14 protein-coding genes are annotated in these 16,427 nt (G+C 49.6%); 8 read left to right on the plus strand and 6 right to left on the minus strand.

Features of this window, described 5'->3' with window-relative positions:
- Positions 1-109 precede the first annotated feature (109 nt).
- Complete coding sequence (recA, locus tag HMPREF2675_RS04670; protein WP_003680794.1) at positions 110-1,156, plus strand: recombinase RecA; 1,047 nt, start codon at positions 110-112, stop codon at positions 1,154-1,156.
- A gap of 96 nt (positions 1,157-1,252) precedes the next feature.
- On the opposite strand, the gene fghA is transcribed toward recA, so the two are convergent.
- Positions 1,253-2,101: an S-formylglutathione hydrolase gene (fghA, locus tag HMPREF2675_RS04675; protein WP_070814228.1), complete on the minus strand. Its 849-nt coding sequence runs from the start codon at positions 2,099-2,101 to the stop codon at positions 1,253-1,255.
- Between the two features lie 506 nt (positions 2,102-2,607).
- On the opposite strand from fghA, the gene HMPREF2675_RS04680 reads away from it, so the two are divergent.
- A complete protein-coding gene (locus HMPREF2675_RS04680) occupies positions 2,608-4,320 on the plus strand; it encodes a proline--tRNA ligase (RefSeq protein WP_070814229.1) in 1,713 nt (570 codons plus the stop codon).
- A gap of 66 nt (positions 4,321-4,386) precedes the next feature.
- On the opposite strand, the gene pflA is transcribed toward HMPREF2675_RS04680, so the two are convergent.
- The 5 genes from pflA to HMPREF2675_RS04705 form a co-directional block, all read right to left on the minus strand.
- Positions 4,387-5,193, minus strand: a complete 807-nt coding sequence (pflA, locus tag HMPREF2675_RS04685) for a pyruvate formate lyase 1-activating protein (protein WP_070814230.1) — start codon at positions 5,191-5,193, stop codon at positions 4,387-4,389.
- A gap of 139 nt (positions 5,194-5,332) precedes the next feature.
- Positions 5,333-7,618: a formate C-acetyltransferase gene (gene pflB / locus HMPREF2675_RS04690; RefSeq protein WP_070814231.1), complete on the minus strand. Its 2,286-nt coding sequence runs from the start codon at positions 7,616-7,618 to the stop codon at positions 5,333-5,335.
- A 303-nt stretch (positions 7,619-7,921) separates the two neighbouring features.
- Positions 7,922-9,220 (minus strand): adenylosuccinate synthase, encoded by a 1,299-nt coding sequence (locus HMPREF2675_RS04695; RefSeq protein WP_070814232.1) that lies wholly within the window; start codon positions 9,218-9,220, stop codon positions 7,922-7,924.
- Between the two features lie 43 nt (positions 9,221-9,263).
- Positions 9,264-10,421 (minus strand): ATP phosphoribosyltransferase regulatory subunit, encoded by a 1,158-nt coding sequence (locus HMPREF2675_RS04700; RefSeq protein ID WP_070814233.1) that lies wholly within the window; start codon positions 10,419-10,421, stop codon positions 9,264-9,266.
- A gap of 321 nt (positions 10,422-10,742) precedes the next feature.
- Positions 10,743-11,546: an outer membrane protein assembly factor BamD gene (locus HMPREF2675_RS04705; protein ID WP_004519923.1), complete on the minus strand. Its 804-nt coding sequence runs from the start codon at positions 11,544-11,546 to the stop codon at positions 10,743-10,745.
- Here HMPREF2675_RS04705 and rluD point away from each other — a divergent pair.
- The 6 genes from rluD (at position 11,545) to HMPREF2675_RS04735 (ending at position 16,305) form a co-directional block, all read left to right on the plus strand.
- Positions 11,545-12,669 carry a 23S rRNA pseudouridine(1911/1915/1917) synthase RluD gene (gene rluD / locus HMPREF2675_RS04710; protein ID WP_070814234.1) on the plus strand — a complete coding sequence of 375 codons (1,125 nt, stop codon included), beginning with the start codon at positions 11,545-11,547 and terminating at the stop codon, positions 12,667-12,669. The two genes, HMPREF2675_RS04705 and rluD, sit on opposite strands and share 2 nt — an antisense overlap.
- 81 nt (positions 12,670-12,750) lie before the next feature.
- Positions 12,751-13,521, plus strand: coding sequence for a peptidoglycan editing factor PgeF (gene pgeF, locus HMPREF2675_RS04715; protein ID WP_070814235.1), 771 nt, complete (start codon positions 12,751-12,753; stop codon positions 13,519-13,521).
- A 121-nt stretch (positions 13,522-13,642) separates the two neighbouring features.
- Entirely contained in the window at positions 13,643-14,122 is a 480-nt protein-coding gene (gene lptE / locus HMPREF2675_RS04720) for an LPS-assembly lipoprotein LptE (RefSeq protein WP_070814236.1), read from the plus strand.
- Positions 14,122-15,123, plus strand: coding sequence for a DNA polymerase III subunit delta (gene holA / locus HMPREF2675_RS04725; RefSeq protein ID WP_070814237.1), 1,002 nt, complete (start codon positions 14,122-14,124; stop codon positions 15,121-15,123). Before lptE ends, holA begins: the two co-directional genes overlap by 1 nt.
- Positions 15,124-15,269: 146 nt before the next feature.
- A complete protein-coding gene (locus HMPREF2675_RS04730) occupies positions 15,270-15,689 on the plus strand; it encodes a hypothetical protein (RefSeq protein WP_003746427.1) in 420 nt (139 codons plus the stop codon).
- 91 nt (positions 15,690-15,780) lie between these two features.
- Complete coding sequence (locus HMPREF2675_RS04735) at positions 15,781-16,305, plus strand: RDD family protein (RefSeq protein WP_070814238.1); 525 nt, start codon at positions 15,781-15,783, stop codon at positions 16,303-16,305.
- Positions 16,306-16,427 lie beyond the last annotated feature (122 nt).

Genomic DNA, 16,427 nt, shown 5'->3' on the forward strand with positions numbered 1-16,427 from the left:
AAAACACAGGCCGTCTGAAAAATAAAAATAAAACTATACTTTTTCTTAATTTATGCGATAATAGCTAAATAAATTCTTAGCGATTCATATTTCCTTTCGGAGAGAAAACATGTCAGACGAAAAAAGCAAAGCCTTAGCCGCCGCCCTTGCCCAAATCGAAAAAAACTTCGGCAAAGGCTCCATCATGAAAATGGACGGCAGCCAACAGGAAGAAAACCTTGATGTTATTTCCACCGGCTCCCTCGGCGTGGACTTGGCGCTCGGCGTCGGCGGTCTGCCCCGCGGCCGCGTGGTTGAAATTTTCGGCCCGGAATCCTCCGGTAAAACCACACTCTGTCTCGAAGCCATTGCCCAATGCCAAAAAAATGGCGGTATCTGCGCATTCATCGATGCCGAGCATGCTTTTGACCCCATTTACGCCCGCAAACTCGGTGTAAAAGTCGAAGAACTCTATCTCTCCCAACCGGATACCGGCGAACAGGCATTGGAAATCTGCGATACATTGGTACGCTCTGGCGGTATCGATATGGTTGTTGTCGACTCCGTAGCCGCACTTGTGCCTAAAGCCGAGATCGAAGGCGAAATGGGTGACAGCCACGTCGGCCTACAAGCCCGCCTGATGAGCCAAGCCCTGCGCAAACTCACCGGCCACATCAAACGCACCAATACATTGGTCGTCTTCATCAACCAAATCCGTATGAAAATCGGCGTGATGTTCGGCAGCCCTGAAACCACAACCGGCGGTAACGCGCTCAAATTCTACGCCTCCGTCCGCCTCGACATCCGCCGTACCGGACAGATTAAAAAAGGCGATGACGTGATTGGTAACGAAACCAAAGTCAAAGTCATCAAAAACAAAGTTGCCCCTCCGTTCCGTCAAGCCGAATTCGATATTCTTTACGGCGAAGGCATCAGCTGGGAAGGCGAATTGATCGACTTGGGCGTCAAACATGACATCGTTGAAAAATCCGGCGCATGGTACAGCTACAACGGCGCGAAAATCGGCCAAGGTAAAGACAATGTACGCGTTTGGCTGAAAGAAAACCCTGATATCGCCAATGAAATCGACGCCAAAATCCGTGCGGCAGTCGGTATCAATGTCGATATTACCGAAGGTAAATTGGACGATACCGACGGCGAACGTCCTGAGGAATAAATCTGTTTGAAATAAAAGGTCAAAAAAGACCAAATAAAAGGCCGTCTGAAATCTGACCATTAATCGGATTTCAGACGGCCTTTTATTTAATATAGTTTAAAGCCCTAATGCCTGAGCGTGAAACTCAATATGCGAATCGATAAAGCTGGCAATAAAGAAATAGTCATGCCCATAGCCCGGACGGACTTTATATTGGATATTGAAACCTTTTTCTCGTGCTGAGCGGACAAACCCTTCGGGTTGCAGGAATTCAGGGTATAAAGCATCTTCACTGCCGAAATCAATCAAAACAGGCAATTTATGCGAGGCCGTCTGAAGCAGCTCTGTACTGTCATAGCGTTTCCATGTTTCTACGTTTTGACCCAAATAAGCTGAAAACGCCAGCCTGCCGCCTTCCGTATCGATGGGATGACATAAAGGCGCAAAGGCAGAAACCGCAGCATATCGGCCGGGATGCTTCAAAGCCAAATGCAATGCGCCATGCCCGCCCATACTGAAACCTGCAATGCTGCGCTCTTTCGTTACCGGAAAATGATGCTCGATCAAATCAGGTAATTCTTGGCTGATATAGCTTTCCATTTGATAATGCTGCGCCCAAGGTGCTTCAGTTGCATTGACATAAAATCCGGCGCCCTGTCCAAGATAATGTTCACCGCTGTCGGCAACATGCTGACCGCGTGGCGAGGTATCCGGGAAAACCACGATAATATTCCATTGCGCCGCAAAACGTTGGATTCCGCTTTGTTGAACCAATTCAGAACCATCACTATTTAAACCGGAAAGAAAATATAAAACAGGCGCGGGATAACCTTTTAAAACTTGTGGTGGCAGATAGACATCAAATACCATATCCGTCCGGCAGGTTTGAGAAAAGTGACGGTAGCGTTCCTGATGCCCGTTAAACATCTTTCTGCGTTCCAGAAACTGCAATTCTGAATTTTTCATTTTATTCCTTGTAGGGAAGCAACAATAAGCAGAATGTTAGCGCAAAACCTGCCCATCGTGTTGTTGCCCCATCTTTTTAAGGCAACCCAATCTGCTTTAAACAAGGCTTACCAATCATGCGAAATCATTACGCCGACAGCATTTAAAATCTATACACAATCTCTGTGGATAAATCTGTTGATAAGCTTTGGGTAATCGTAAAATTTTCTTTAGGAACAAACCAAGTCTTAAATTGACTAAAATTTAATCAAATAAAATTCAATAAAATTCAATAAAATCAAATAGTTATGTTTATAAGATTTTACTATAATCATACAGTGAAAATTTATAGGTAAAACAAGGTTATGCGGGTTTGTGCATAAATTAGGGTTGACATCCCTAAAAATCGCCCCGAATCAAAAGCTGTGTAAAACAACGGCCGATTTCATCCGATACCATTCAAAAGACACGCGGCCATACATTTTGCGTTACAATACGCACTTATTTTTAAGAAAGAAAAATACGCCATGAAAGCCTCCCAGTTCTTCATTTCCACCCTGAAAGAAGCCCCAGCCGAAGCCGCACTTGCCAGCCACAAGCTGATGATTCGTGCCGGCTTGATCAAAGCCAACGCATCCGGTCTTTATACTTGGATGCCGATGGGTCTGCGCGTATTGCGCAAAGTTGAAAATATCGTGCGCGAAGAAATGGCCCGCGCAGGTAGCGTGGAGCTGCTAATGCCGGTGGTACAACCTGCCGAACTGTGGCAAGAATCCGGCCGCTGGGAGTTTTACGGTAAAGAACTGCTGCGCCTGAAAGACCGTCATGACCGCGATTTCTGCATGGGTCCGACTTGTGAAGAAGTCATTGCCGATATCGTGCGCAAAGAAGTCAACAGCTACAAACAACTGCCGAAAAACTTTTACCACATCCAAACCAAATTCCGCGATGAAGTGCGTCCGCGCTTCGGCGTGATGCGTGCACGCGAGTTTGTCATGAAAGACGCTTATTCCTTCCATGCCGACTACTCCTCGCTTCAGACGACCTATGATGCCATGTACGACGCTTACTGCCGTATCTTCACCCGTTTGGGTTTGGAATTCCGTCCTGTTGCCGCAGATACCGGCAGCATCGGAGGTACCGGCTCTCATGAATTCCAAGTATTGGCTGAAAGCGGCGAAGACGTTATTGCATATAGCGACACTTCCGATTACGCCGCCAATATCGAATTGGCACCGACTTTGCCGCTCAAGGGCGAACGCGCCGCTGCTCAGGTCGAGTTGACCAAAGTACATACGCCAAATGTCAAAACCATTGAGTCTTTGGTTGAATTCCTCAATATTCCGGTTGAACAAACCCTCAAATCCATCGTGGTTGAAGGCGAAAACGAAGGCGAACTCGTCCTGTTGCTGTTGCGTGGCGACCATGAATTTAACGACATCAAGGCAGAAAAACTGGCCGGCGTGAAATCGCCACTGACCATGGCAAGCCCTGCCGCAATTGTTGAACAGTTCGGCGCAAACGGCGGCTCTCTCGGTCCTGTCAACTTCAAAGGTAAAGTCTATGCCGATTTCGCCACTGAAAAAGGCGTAGACTGGGTGATTGGCGCGAACGAAGACGACTACCACTATACCGGCTTCAACTTCGGCCGCGATGCTGCCGAGCCTGAATTTGTCGATTTGCGCAATGTCATCGAAGGCGACATCAGCCCTGATGAACAAGGCCGTCTGAAACTGGCGCGCGGTATTGAAGTCGGTCACGTTTTCCAATTGCGCGACAAATATACCCAAGCCATGAATGTCAGCTTCTTGGACAATAACGGCAAATCCCAAATCATGGAAATGGGCTGCTACGGTATCGGTATTACCCGCGTTGTGGCCGCCGCCATCGAGCAAAACAACGACGAAAAAGGCATTGTTTGGACCAAAGCAATGGCGCCGTTTGAAGTCGTTATCGTGCCGATGAACTACAAAAAATCTGAAGCCGTACGCGAAGCTGCCGACAAAATCTATGCCGAGCTTTTGGCCGCCGGTGCGGATGTTTTGCTGGATGACCGCGACGAACGTGCAGGCGTATTGCTGAATGACTCCGAGCTGTTGGGTATTCCTCACCGCATCGTAATCGGCGATCGCGCCTTAAAAGAAGGCAATGTCGAATATGCCGAACGCCGTGACAATCAGGCTCAAGCCGTTGCAGTATCAGAAGTTGTTGCCAAGGTTCTGGCCACATTGAACGCTTAAGTTTTTTTCAATAGTTAAAAGGCCGTCTGAAACTGATTATTTCGTTTCAGACGGCCTTTTTCTGTTTTAATAAATAATGTTTTTTCCGTAACTCTCTAATATTTCTTTGATTTTCAAAATGGTTTCTTTAGGCGGCGGATGTACGCCTTTTAACTTGTACTCATCACCACACAAAGCCCATTTATGTGCGCCCAATTCGTGATACGGCAAAAGCTCGACCATTTCGACATTATCCATATCACCGATAAACTCGCCCAATAAATGCGCTGAACGCTCATCATCGGTGTAGCCTGGGACAACCACATAACGCACACGCGTCGGCTGATTGCGTTCGGCAAGATAGCGCGCGAATTTCAGCGTTTTGGTATTTGGGATACCGACAAGCACTTTATGAATTTCAGGATCGATTTGTTTTAAGTCGAGCATGACCAAATTGGTATGTTCGAGCAAATCATCCAAAATCGAATCATAGTGCAAAGCATAGCCATTGCTGTCGAGACAGGTATGGATATCGTGTTCCCGGCAGGCCGTAAACCAATCGCGTACAAACTCATATTGCAATAATGGCTCGCCACCGGTTGCCGTTACACCTCCGCCTGTCGCACGCAGATAATGACGATAGGTCATGACCTGCTTCATTACGGTTGCCACATCCAATTCCTGCGCCTGCTCAGTATGGAGATCCCATGTGTCGCGATTATGGCAATACAAGCAGCGCATCAGGCAACCTTGCAAAAAGAGCACGTAGCGCAAGCCCGGACCATCGACAGCACCGCAAGATTCAATCGAATGAATAATGCCTTTGCCGTTATAGTGACGGTGGCCAAGGTCTTTCAGTTCCGGCTCGGGGGTAATGGCAAAAGTCGTGGACATAGTGCTCGGCTCAAAAATGTTTTTGCTTATATGGATTGTACGATAATAAAGGCCGTCTGAACATTTCAGACGGCCTCAGAGCTTTGTTTCAAAACAAACCAAATGCAAATTTAGCTTCTGGCTTGTTTCTTCACCCGGATTACATGGTTTCTGTGAATGTACGGGTAATCACGTCAAGCTGTTGTTCGCGGGTCAGCGAGTTGAAGCGAACCGCATAACCGGACACACGAATGGTCAACTGCGGATATTTCTCCGGATTGTGCATCGCATCTTCCAAAGTCTCGCGATTCAATACGTTGACGTTCAAGTGTTGGCCGCCTTCCCAAATACCGTCTTCATGGTGGAAATAACCGTCCATCAAACCGGCAAGGTTGCGTTCGCGAGAATGCTCGTCTTTACCCAACGCGCCAGGAATAATGGAGAAGGTATAGGAAATACCGTCTTTGGCAAACTCAAATGGCAGTTTGGCTACGGAAGTCAATGAAGCGACTGCACCGTTGACGTCACGGCCGTGCATTGGGTTTGCACCCGGACCAAACGGAGCGCCTGCACGGCGGCCGTCTGGAGTATTACCGGTTTTCTTACCGTAAACAACGTTGGAGGTAATGGTCAGTACGGACTGAGTCGGAGTGGCGTTGCGGTAAGTTTTGTGAGTTGCCACTTTTTTCATGAAGCGTTCAACCAAATCGCAGGCGATATCGTCAACGCGGTCGTCGTTGTTACCAAATTGTGGGTATTCGCCTTCGATTTCAAAGTCAACGGCAATGCCGTTTTCGTCACGAACCGGTTTTACTTTGGCGTATTTAATGGCAGACAGAGAGTCGGCAGCCACAGACAGACCGGCAATACCGCAAGCCATCGTACGGATCACATCACGGTCATGCAATGCCATCAATGCAGCTTCGTAGCTGTATTTGTCGTGCATGTAGTGAATGATGTTCAACGCGGTAACGTATTGGGTTGCCAACCAATCCATGAATTGGTCCATGCGTGCGAATACGGTATCGTAATCCAAAACTTCGTCCAAAATCGGCTCAGTTTTCGGACCAATCTGCTCTTTAGATTTCTCATCCACACCACCGTTGATCGCGTACAGCAGGGTTTTTGCTAAGTTGGCACGGGCGCCGAAGAATTGCATTTGTTTGCCGACAATCATCGGGCTCACGCAGCAGGCAATAGCGTAATCATCGCTATTAAAGTCAGGACGCATCAAGTCGTCGTTTTCGTATTGGATAGACGAAGTGTCGATGGATACTTTGGCGCAAAATTCTTTAAAGCCTTGCGGCAGTTGTTCAGACCACAATACGGTGATGTTTGGCTCAGGAGACGGCCCCATGTTGTACAGGGTGTGCAACACGCGGAAGTTGGTACGTGTTACCAAGGTGCGGCCGTCCAAGCCCATACCGCCGATAGATTCGGTCGCCCAAATCGGGTCGCCGGAGAAGAGTTGATCGTATTCCGGAGTACGCAGGAAACGGACCATACGCAGTTTCATCACCAAGTGGTCAATGAATTCTTGCGCTTGGGTTTCGGTAATCACACCGTTTTTCAGGTCGCGTTCGATGTAGATGTCCAAGAATGAAGATACACGGCCGAAAGACATCGCCGCACCATTTTGAGATTTAACGGCAGCGAGGTAGGCAAAGTAAGTCCATTGGATGGCTTCTTGTGCATTTTTTGCAGGGCCGGAAATATCGTAGCCGTAAGAAGCCGCCATTTCTTTCATTTGGCTCAATGCTTTATATTGCTCATTGATTTCTTCGCGGCGGCGGATCACTTCTTCCAAGTCCACACCGTTTTCCAAATCGGCTTGCAGTGAGTTGAACTGGTTGAGTTTGTCTTTCATCAAGAAGTCGATACCGTATAATGCAACACGACGGTAGTCACCAATAATACGGCCACGGCCATAAGCATCCGGCAGACCGGTAATCACGCCTGATTTACGGCAACGGCGGATGTCGGGAGTGTAAACGTCAAACACGCCTTGGTTATGGGTTTTACGGTATCTGGTGAAAATTTCGCTGACTTCAGGGTTCAACTCAACGTTGTACACTTTGCACGCGTCTTGCACCATTTTCAAACCGCCAAACGGCATGATGGAGCGTTTCAAAGGCTCGTCTGTTTGCAGGCCGACGATGGTTTCCAAATCTTTGTTGATGTAGCCTGGAGCGTGGCTGGTAATACCGGATATAATTTGCGCGTCGATTTTGTACGGCTCGTGCGTACGGTTTTCTACTTTGATGCCTTCCAATACGCCCGCCCACAGTTTGGTTGTGGCTTCGGTTGCTGGTGCCAAGAAAGAGGCATCGCCTTCATAAGGCGTGTAGTTTTTCTGAATAAAATCGCGAACATCTACATTGGTTTCCCAGTTACCGCCGGTAAAACCTTCCCAAGCGGCTGGACGTTGCTGAACATCATTTGACATATCAAGCTCCTAATTTTATTGAAAATATAGACCGTAAATTTTCTGAAAGGATAGCACTAATACCCTTCCATTTACAGGGGTTTTCTTGAAATAAAATTACAGACTAGTCTTTTCTTGACTTACATCAATGAGAATAATTGTTACTTAGCACTACATCTCGGTTTCCAAACACTCGCGTTTAAAAACGGCGTAAAATACAAAATTCAGCCCTGAAGACAGACATCCTTCAGGGCTGAATTTTTATTGCATTTCATATAAAAGGCCGTCTGAAACATTCAGACGGCCTTTTATTCACTTAATCAATTAAGCAAACGGATGATGCAAAACGATGGTTTCTTCACGGTCAGGACCGGTTGAAACAATAGCCACAGGCGCACCGCAAACTTCTTCAATACGTTTCAGATAAGCTTTAGCGTTTTCAGGCAGCTTGTCGTACTCTTTCACGCCGAAAGTCAACTCGCTCCAACCCGGCATGGTTTCGTAAATCGGTTTGCAGGTTTCTACCGCATCGGAGCCGCAAGGCAGAATGTCGGTTTTGCTGCCATCAGGCAATTCATAACCTACGCAGATATTGATGTTTTCAATGCCGTCCATCACGTCCAGCTTGGTAATGCACATGCCGGAAATGCCGTTAACTTGAATAGAGCGTTTCAGAGCAGCGGCGTCAAACCAACCGCAACGACGCGCACGACCGGTTACAGAACCGAACTCATGGCCGCGCTCAGCCAAGCCTGCGCCTACTTCGTCAAACAATTCAGTCGGGAATGGGCCGGAACCCACGCGGGTCGTATAGGCTTTAACAATACCTAAAACGTAATCCAGCATTTGCGGACCTACGCCGGCACCGGCAGAAGCGGCACCAGCCAAGCAGTTGGAGGAAGTTACAAACGGATAAGTACCGTAGTCGATATCCAGCAACGTACCTTGCGCGCCTTCAAACAACAGGCTTTCGCCTTTGCGGTTTTTCTCATTCAAAACACGGGAAACATCGGTAATCATCGGCGTAATGCGTGGTGCAACTTTTTCAATGACCGCCATCACGTCTTCAACTTTTACCGGCTCGGCATTGTGCAGGTGTTGCAACTGAACATTGTAATAAGCCAAAACGGCTTCCAGTTTTTCAACCAGTTTTTCAGGGTGCAACAAGTCCACCACGCGAATCGCGCGGCGGGCAACTTTATCTTCATAGGCTGGGCCGATGCCACGACCGGTTGTACCAATTTTGCTTTTACCGCGGGAAGCTTCGCGAGCTTGGTCAAGCGCAATGTGGTAAGGCAGAATCAATGGGCAGGTCGGCGCAATTTTCAGACGGCCTTCAACGTTTTTCACACCGGCAGCGTTCAATTCGTCGATTTCACCCAACAATGCTTCAGGAGAAACGACAACGCCTGAGCCGATGAAACAGTCCAAAGTCTCATGCAAAATACCGCTTGGAATCAGGCGCAAAATGGTTTTTTTGCCACCGACGACCAAAGTATGGCCGGCATTGTGGCCGCCTTGGAAACGTACAACACCGCTGGTTTCTTCCGCCAGCCAGTCAACAATCTTACCTTTGCCTTCATCACCCCATTGGGCACCGATTACGACAACATTTTTAGCCATAGCCATCTAACCTTATTTCAGATACAAAATTTCAAAATAAAACTCAATCGTTCAAAGCGATTACTTTCCAAACGCCGTCTACCTGTTTCAGACGGCCTGTAACCTCTTCCGAACCGTTGTAGCCGATACCGTAATCGATAACGACACATTGTCCTTGTTCGCGCAAAGCATCTACCGCTTCTTGAGCCGCAGGCATGTCTTTGACATCGACCGCCACCACGGACTCCCGTCCGATAGCGGGAAGGCGGCCGATAAAGCTGCGCAAATCAAAACTGAATCCGGCAGCCGGACGCGCACGTCCGAAGTATCCGCCCAATCCGTCATAACGGCCGCCGCGTGCCACTGCATCATGAAGATTTGAACCATAAGCCGCGTAAAGCAAGCCGGTATGGTAATTGTCAACGCGCAATTCCGATAAATCGATATGCACTTTTTGATTTGGAAACGCGTCGCATACGGCCTGCAATTCATCCAACGCCGCACTGACTGCGGACAATTCCGGTAATTTCTCTCTAGCCATAGTCAGCACTTCACGACCGCCATACAATCGGGGCAACAATGAAAACGCTTTTGCCCACATACCGTCAAGTTTCCACTCTTTGACCAACTGGCTGACAGCCTCAGCATCTTTGTCCTGCATCGATGACAGCAAGATTGCCGATTGCTGCTCATCCAAATGCGCGGCATACGCTAATGCGCGGAATACGCCGATATGGCCTAATGAAAGCAAAACTTCGCCCATATCGGCGATTTTCATGCTTTTCAGCATCAAATCAATCAATTCAATATCCGCTTCAATGCCTTCCAAGCCGTACATTTCCGCACCCGCCTGCAAAGGCTCGCGCATATTGAGCAATCCGTCAGGCCGCGCATGAAGCACCGAACCGGCATAGCATAAACGGTTGATGCCTTGGTTGGCAGAAAGCAAGTGGGCATCAATACGCGCAACCTGCGGCGTAATATCCGCGCGGATACCAAGCTGGCGGCCGCTAAGCTGATCAACGACCAAAATGGTTTTCAAAGACAAACCGGCATCGATATGCGTCAATAAGGAATGGCTGTATTCCATCAATGGCGGTTGCACTAATTCATAACCATGCACGCGGAACAAAGCCAACAGCCGCTCACGGGCGCTTTCCAGTTGTCGGGCATTGGTCGGTAACACGTCGGCAACGTGTTCAGGAAGCTGCCAAGACTTCATGAGAATCTACCTCTGTTTTTTTGTAAACATAAAGGGCTGCTTAAATTTAAAACCAAATCAGCCTGACGACTGAAATTTTCCTGAATGCATCGACGGCACATCCGATGCGGCTTCAACAAAACTGATTTTAAATTTAAACAGCCCCTGAGTGACGGCTTCAAACCGTCGAGTTATTAAAATCAGACTTTACCATATTAAAACAAATTTTGCACCCTGTTTGCAGGAAACGTAAAAAACATTAAAAACAAAGGCCGTCTGAAAACTAAATGCATAGATGCATCATTTTCAGACGGCCTTATTCATGCCTGAACAACCCGACGCTTAACGCCAGTAACGCCACCAAGGCATATCATCAGATCGCCATTCGTGTTGTAAGAACGGGCTTTGAGGGAAGTTGGTTTCCAAAACGCGGCGTGTATCGGCGGCCAGTTGCGGCTTGTCCAGTTTTTTGTACGCCAATTCCATCATCGCCAAAGCTTCTTCGACATAACGGGTATTTTGGTAACGGCTGACGATTTTTTGCGCACGGTTGGCCGCTGCGACATAAGCACCGCGTTTCATGTAATAACGCGCCACAGACATTTCGTTACCGCCCAAAGCGTCCACCAGCTTGGCCATGCGTTCGGTTGCATCGGCAGCGTATTTACTGTTTGGATAACGTTGCACCAGCTCGGCAAACGCCTGATAAGCATCGCGGTTGGCTTTCGGGTCGCGGTCGGACCAGTCTTGGGAAGCCAGCTTGTTTAAGAAAGACTGGTCTTCGTTAAACAGGACCAAACCTTTCAAGTACAGCGCGTAGTCCATATTCGGATGTTGCGGATGATGGCGTTGGAAGCGCGCAATGGCAGCCAAGGCTTTTTCCGGCTCATCGTCTTTATAATAGGCATACGCCGTATCCAACTGGGACTGCTGTGCATAGCGGCCGTTTGGGAAACGGGATTCTAAAATTTCGTATAACTTGACAGCTCGCGTATAATTGTTGCTGTTCAACTCGTCTTGCGCTTCGGCATAAAGCTTTTCCACACTCCAATCTTGAGTAATTTGGGCGTCTTTATCGATTGTGCCTTTATTTGCGCAGGCACTCAGTGCCAAACCTAAAGAAACTACTAAAAGAATTTTTTTCATGCAGAATACTTCCTTTGATAACGAAGCCGATTATAGCGATGATTTAGACTTTCCGTCATCCCCTGAAACAGAAAGTTGTGTTAATTTGACCGTTCCGCTCGAAATGGCGGGCGGAAGGCTGGATGCCGTATTGGCCAAACTCATGCCCGACTACTCGCGCAGCCGCCTGAGTTCATGGATTAAAGAGGGTACAGTCATTGTAAACGATAAGCCCGCGCAACCCAAAGATAAAATGATAGGCGGTGAATTGATTGCCGTTACGGTACGTCCGAGCGAAGAAAACCTCGCGTTCACGCCCGAACCGATGGATTTGGACATTATTTATGAAGACGATACCGTCATCGTCATCAACAAACCGGCCGGATTGGTCGTCCACCCTGCCGCAGGCAACTGGAGTGGCACCTTGCTCAACGGCCTGTTGGCGCACTGTCCGGAATTAAGCCAAGTGCCGCGTGCGGGCATCGTACACCGTTTGGACAAAGAAACCAGCGGCCTGATGGTGGTCGCCAAGACCTTGCCGGCGCAAAACTCATTGGTTCAACAGCTTCAAGAGCGCACAGTCAAACGCATTTACCGCGCCATTGCCAACGGAATCGTCCCTTTTGACGGCAAAATCGAAACCCAAATCGGCCGCGATCCGCACAACCGCCTGAAAATGGCAGTCGTCAAATTTGGCGGCAAACCTGCCATTACCCACGTCAAAGTGTTGGAACGTTATCTGGCACACAGCTACATCGAATGCTCGCTCGAAACTGGCCGTACGCACCAAATCCGCGTTCATATGCGCGAAGCCAACCATCCGCTGGCCGCCGACCCTGTTTACGGCAACCTGCGCCATCCATGCAGCGATGCGGTTAAAGAGGCCATCAAAGCCCTTGGTGCGCGCCAAGCCCTGCACGCCTACCGCTTGAGCTTTGTCCATCCGAAAACCGGCGAAACCGTTTCCTTTGAAGCGCCTATACCTGACGATATGTACCACCTGCTTTCCGTCCTGCGTCTGGAAGCCGGTTTGGATTCGTCCCTGAGCAACGAGGAAGAATGGCAAGAGAAATTCGGCATGGATGATGACGACGATTGGAATGAAGACGACTACGATGTCGAAGTCGTTTATGTAAGGGATTAAACCCATTTTTCAGACGGCCTAAAATATTATTTTGAGGCCGTCTGAAATCAATCCGTTCCAATATTCAGCAATTCAAAGATTATGAAAACCATCACAGATACCCTAAACCTCGCCCCGCAAGGCAAAAATTTTTTAACTGCCGACTGGCCTGCTCCTGCCAATGTTAAAACGCTTATTACCACACGCAACGGCGGTGTCAGCGAAGGCGTGTACCGCAGCCTGAATGTCGGTTCGCACGTCGGCGACAATCTGGAAGCCGTGCTCCGCAACCGCGAAATCGTGCAGGAACAAGTCGGCCTGCCCGTTGCCTACCTTAATCAAATCCACAGCACCATTGTTGTGAATGCCGCCGAAGCGTTAGGCAATACGCCCGACGCCGATGCCTCGGTGGATACAACGGGCACGGTCGCCTGCGCTTCAATGACTGCCGACTGTCTGCCCGTCTTGCTTTGCGACAAAGCAGGGACGGTGGTTGCAGCGGCCCATGCAGGTTGGCGCGGTTTGGCCGGCGGTGTTTTGCAAAACACCATTGCGGCAATGAAGGTCGAGCCTTTGGAAATCATGGCCTATCTCGCCCCTGCCATCGGCCCTGATGCGTTTGAGGTGGGGCAAGATGTATTTGATGCGTTTTGCACACCCATGCCGGAAGCTGCCGATGCGTTTGAAGACATCGGCGGCGGCAAATACCTTGCCGACATTTACGCTTTGGCACGCATGGTTCTGCACCGTGAAGGCGTGAACATGATTTATGGCGGCACCCATTGCACCGTCTTGGAACGCGATACTTTCTTCTCCTACCGCCGTGATGGACAAACCGGCCGCATGGTCAGCCTGATTTGGTTGGAAAAATAAGATTTGCGCCATCTAAAGACAAGGCCGTCTGAAATACTTTCCGTTTACGGTTTCAGACGGCCTAAACATTATTCGTTATAATCCGACGATACCGTAACCGGTTTCAACGAAGGAATATCCAATGAAAAAAATCCTATTGCCTGCAATCGCCCTATTGCTTGCCTCTTGCGGTTTCCACCTGAAAGGCACAGGCGTGACTTCTCAGCCGCTGCCTTATCAGAACTGGCATGTAGAAGGCGGATCCGTCATGCAAAAAGCGCTGGAAAATGCCTTACGCCGTGCCGACGGCCATCCGGTTAGCGAAGCCGAATCACAAATCACCCTGCGCGTTGTCGACTTTCAAAAACGCCGCGACATCTACACCATCACCCGCGCTGCCGCGATCAACGAATACCTGCTGGCCATGACTGTCAAAGCACAAGCCTTCCGCAACGGCGAGCCGGTTGGCGAACCGATGGAAGTCAAGGTTCACCGCACCATGGACTACGCCGACAGCGAAGTTTTGGGCAAACAGGAAGAGGAAGAAACCATTTGGTCTGAAATGCGCATCGACGCCGCAGATCAAATCGTCCGCCGCCTGACTTTCCTGAAAGCGCAATAATGGCTGCCGCGCCCATTGAGAGCCTGCGCCCCGATACGCCGCTCAAGCCGTTGTACATTATTCACGGCGAAGAGGATTTGTTGCGCATCGAGGCTTTGGATACGCTGCGCGCAGCCGCAAAAAAACAAGGTTATCTCAACCGCGAAGTCTATACCGCCGAAAACAATTTTGACTGGAACGAGCTGTTGCAAAGTGCCGGCAGCGCAGGTTTGTTTGCCGATTTGAAACTGCTGGAAATCCACATTCCCAACGGCAAACCCGGCAAAAACGGAGGCGATGCCCTGCAAACCTTCGCCGAACGCCTGCCAGAAGATACGGTTACGCTCATCCTCCTGCCCAAGCTTGAAAAAGCGCAGATCCAGTCCAAATGGTTTTCCGCATTGGCAGGCAAAGGCATCGTCTTAGAAGCCAAAGCCGTTGCGCCACATGCTTTGCCGCAATGGATACAAGGCCGTCTGAAACAGCAGGGTTTGGATATCGAACCTGAAGCACTCGCCCTTTTTGCCGAGCGCGTCGAAGGCAATCTTTTGGCCGCCCGTCAGGAAATCGAAAAACTCGCCCTGCTGCATCCAAAAGGCCATTTGATCAATATTGCCGACGCAGAAGCCGCGGTTGCCACCGTCGCCCGCTTCGATGTATTCCAACTGGCGGGCGCATGGATGAAAGGCGATACCCTGCGCGTTTCCCGTTTGCTGGACGGCTTGGAAGAAGAAGGTGAAGAGCCGGTTTTACTGTTGTGGGCAGTTGCAGAAGACATCCGCACCCTAATCCGCCTCACTGCCGCACTCAAGCAAGGCCAAAACATCCAAAGCCTGCGTAACAGCCTACGTTTATGGGGCGACAAGCAGACCCTTGCACCGATAGCGGCCAAACGCATTTCCATCAACCGCCTGCTCGACGCGCTCAAAACCTGCGCCAAAATCGACCGCATCATCAAAGGCGCGGAAGAAGGCGATGCATGGACCGAGTTCAAACAGCTCGTTACCTCGTTGGCCGCTTGAAACCGTTGCCGCGCGTCAAGAAACTTGCACGCAATACGCCCCAAAAACAGAAAATACTGTAAAATAGCGTAAACTCAAATTCAGGCCGTCTGAACCTCGCATTTCAGACGGCCTCTTCCAGCAAAAAACAAGGAAACACCAACCATATGGATAATAAAACCAAACTTCGCATCGGCGGTCTGGCCCTGCTGACCACTGCCGTATTAAGCCTCATCATCGTTCTGATCGTCGATTCATGGCCGCTGGCCATCCTGTTGGCCGTCATCATCGTGGCCGCTGCCGCAGGCGGTTTCGTTTGGACTTCGCGCCGTCAGCAACGCCAATTCCTCGAGCGCCTGAAAAAATTCGACATCGATCCGGAAAAAGGCCGTATCAACGAAGCCAACCTGCGCCGCATGTACCACAGCGGCGGCCAACATCAAAAAGACGCAATTACCTTGGTTTGCCTGTCGCAAAAATGTTCCGTTGACGAAGCGCACGCCATCTTCAAAAAACGTCCGACCCGTCAGGAAATGAACCAAATGGCTGCCCAACAGGCACGCGGTCAAAAACGTCCACATCGCTAATCCCGACAGTAACAGGCCGTCTGAACATCCCACCCCGTTTCAGACGGCCTGTTTTTATTGCCATCAAACCCATTTCCGTTTCCATCGCATTATGACCCGCTTTCCCACCGCCCCTCTCAAACGCCGCCTCGCCGCACTGGTTTACGAACTTCTGCTGACCGGCGCCGTGACCAGCATTGCCGCCCTTGCAGCCGGTATTGCCGCCATCTTTCTCAATCCCGTTTCTACGCGCCTGTCCATGCTGGCAACCTGCCTGATTCTGTTCTACGCATGGTGGCTCTACTTCCGCGCCAACTGGCACAAAAAAGGCCAAACCCTCGCCATGCAGACATGGAAAATCGGTTTGGCCGATAAAAACGACACCCAGCCGCCCCTGCCGCAGCTGCGCCTGCGCTTTATTTGGGCCAGCATTTTTATTGTCTTCATTCCCCTATTTGCCTACGCCGGATTGCGTCATCTGCTCAATATACCGCCTAAAGGCGCATTCGGCGCCGCGCTCATTTGGCTCATCCTGCCATGGGGCTTCGCCCTATTCCATCCCGACCGCCAGTTCCTCTACGACTTCTTGGCCGGAACAAGGCTGGTGGATTTGAATCAAAAGAAAACAAACGAATAAAATCCAAAAGTGGCTCAAGCTCTAAATAAAATAAAGGCCGAGACCTTTGCAAAAAAGCCCTTCCCACAACAGTCGAAACCCCAACACAGGTTTTCGGCTGTTTCCGCCACCAATCACTCCCT

This window comes from Neisseria sp. HMSC061H08 (genome assembly GCF_001836795.1).
GTDB lineage: Bacteria > Pseudomonadota > Gammaproteobacteria > Burkholderiales > Neisseriaceae > Neisseria > Neisseria subflava_A.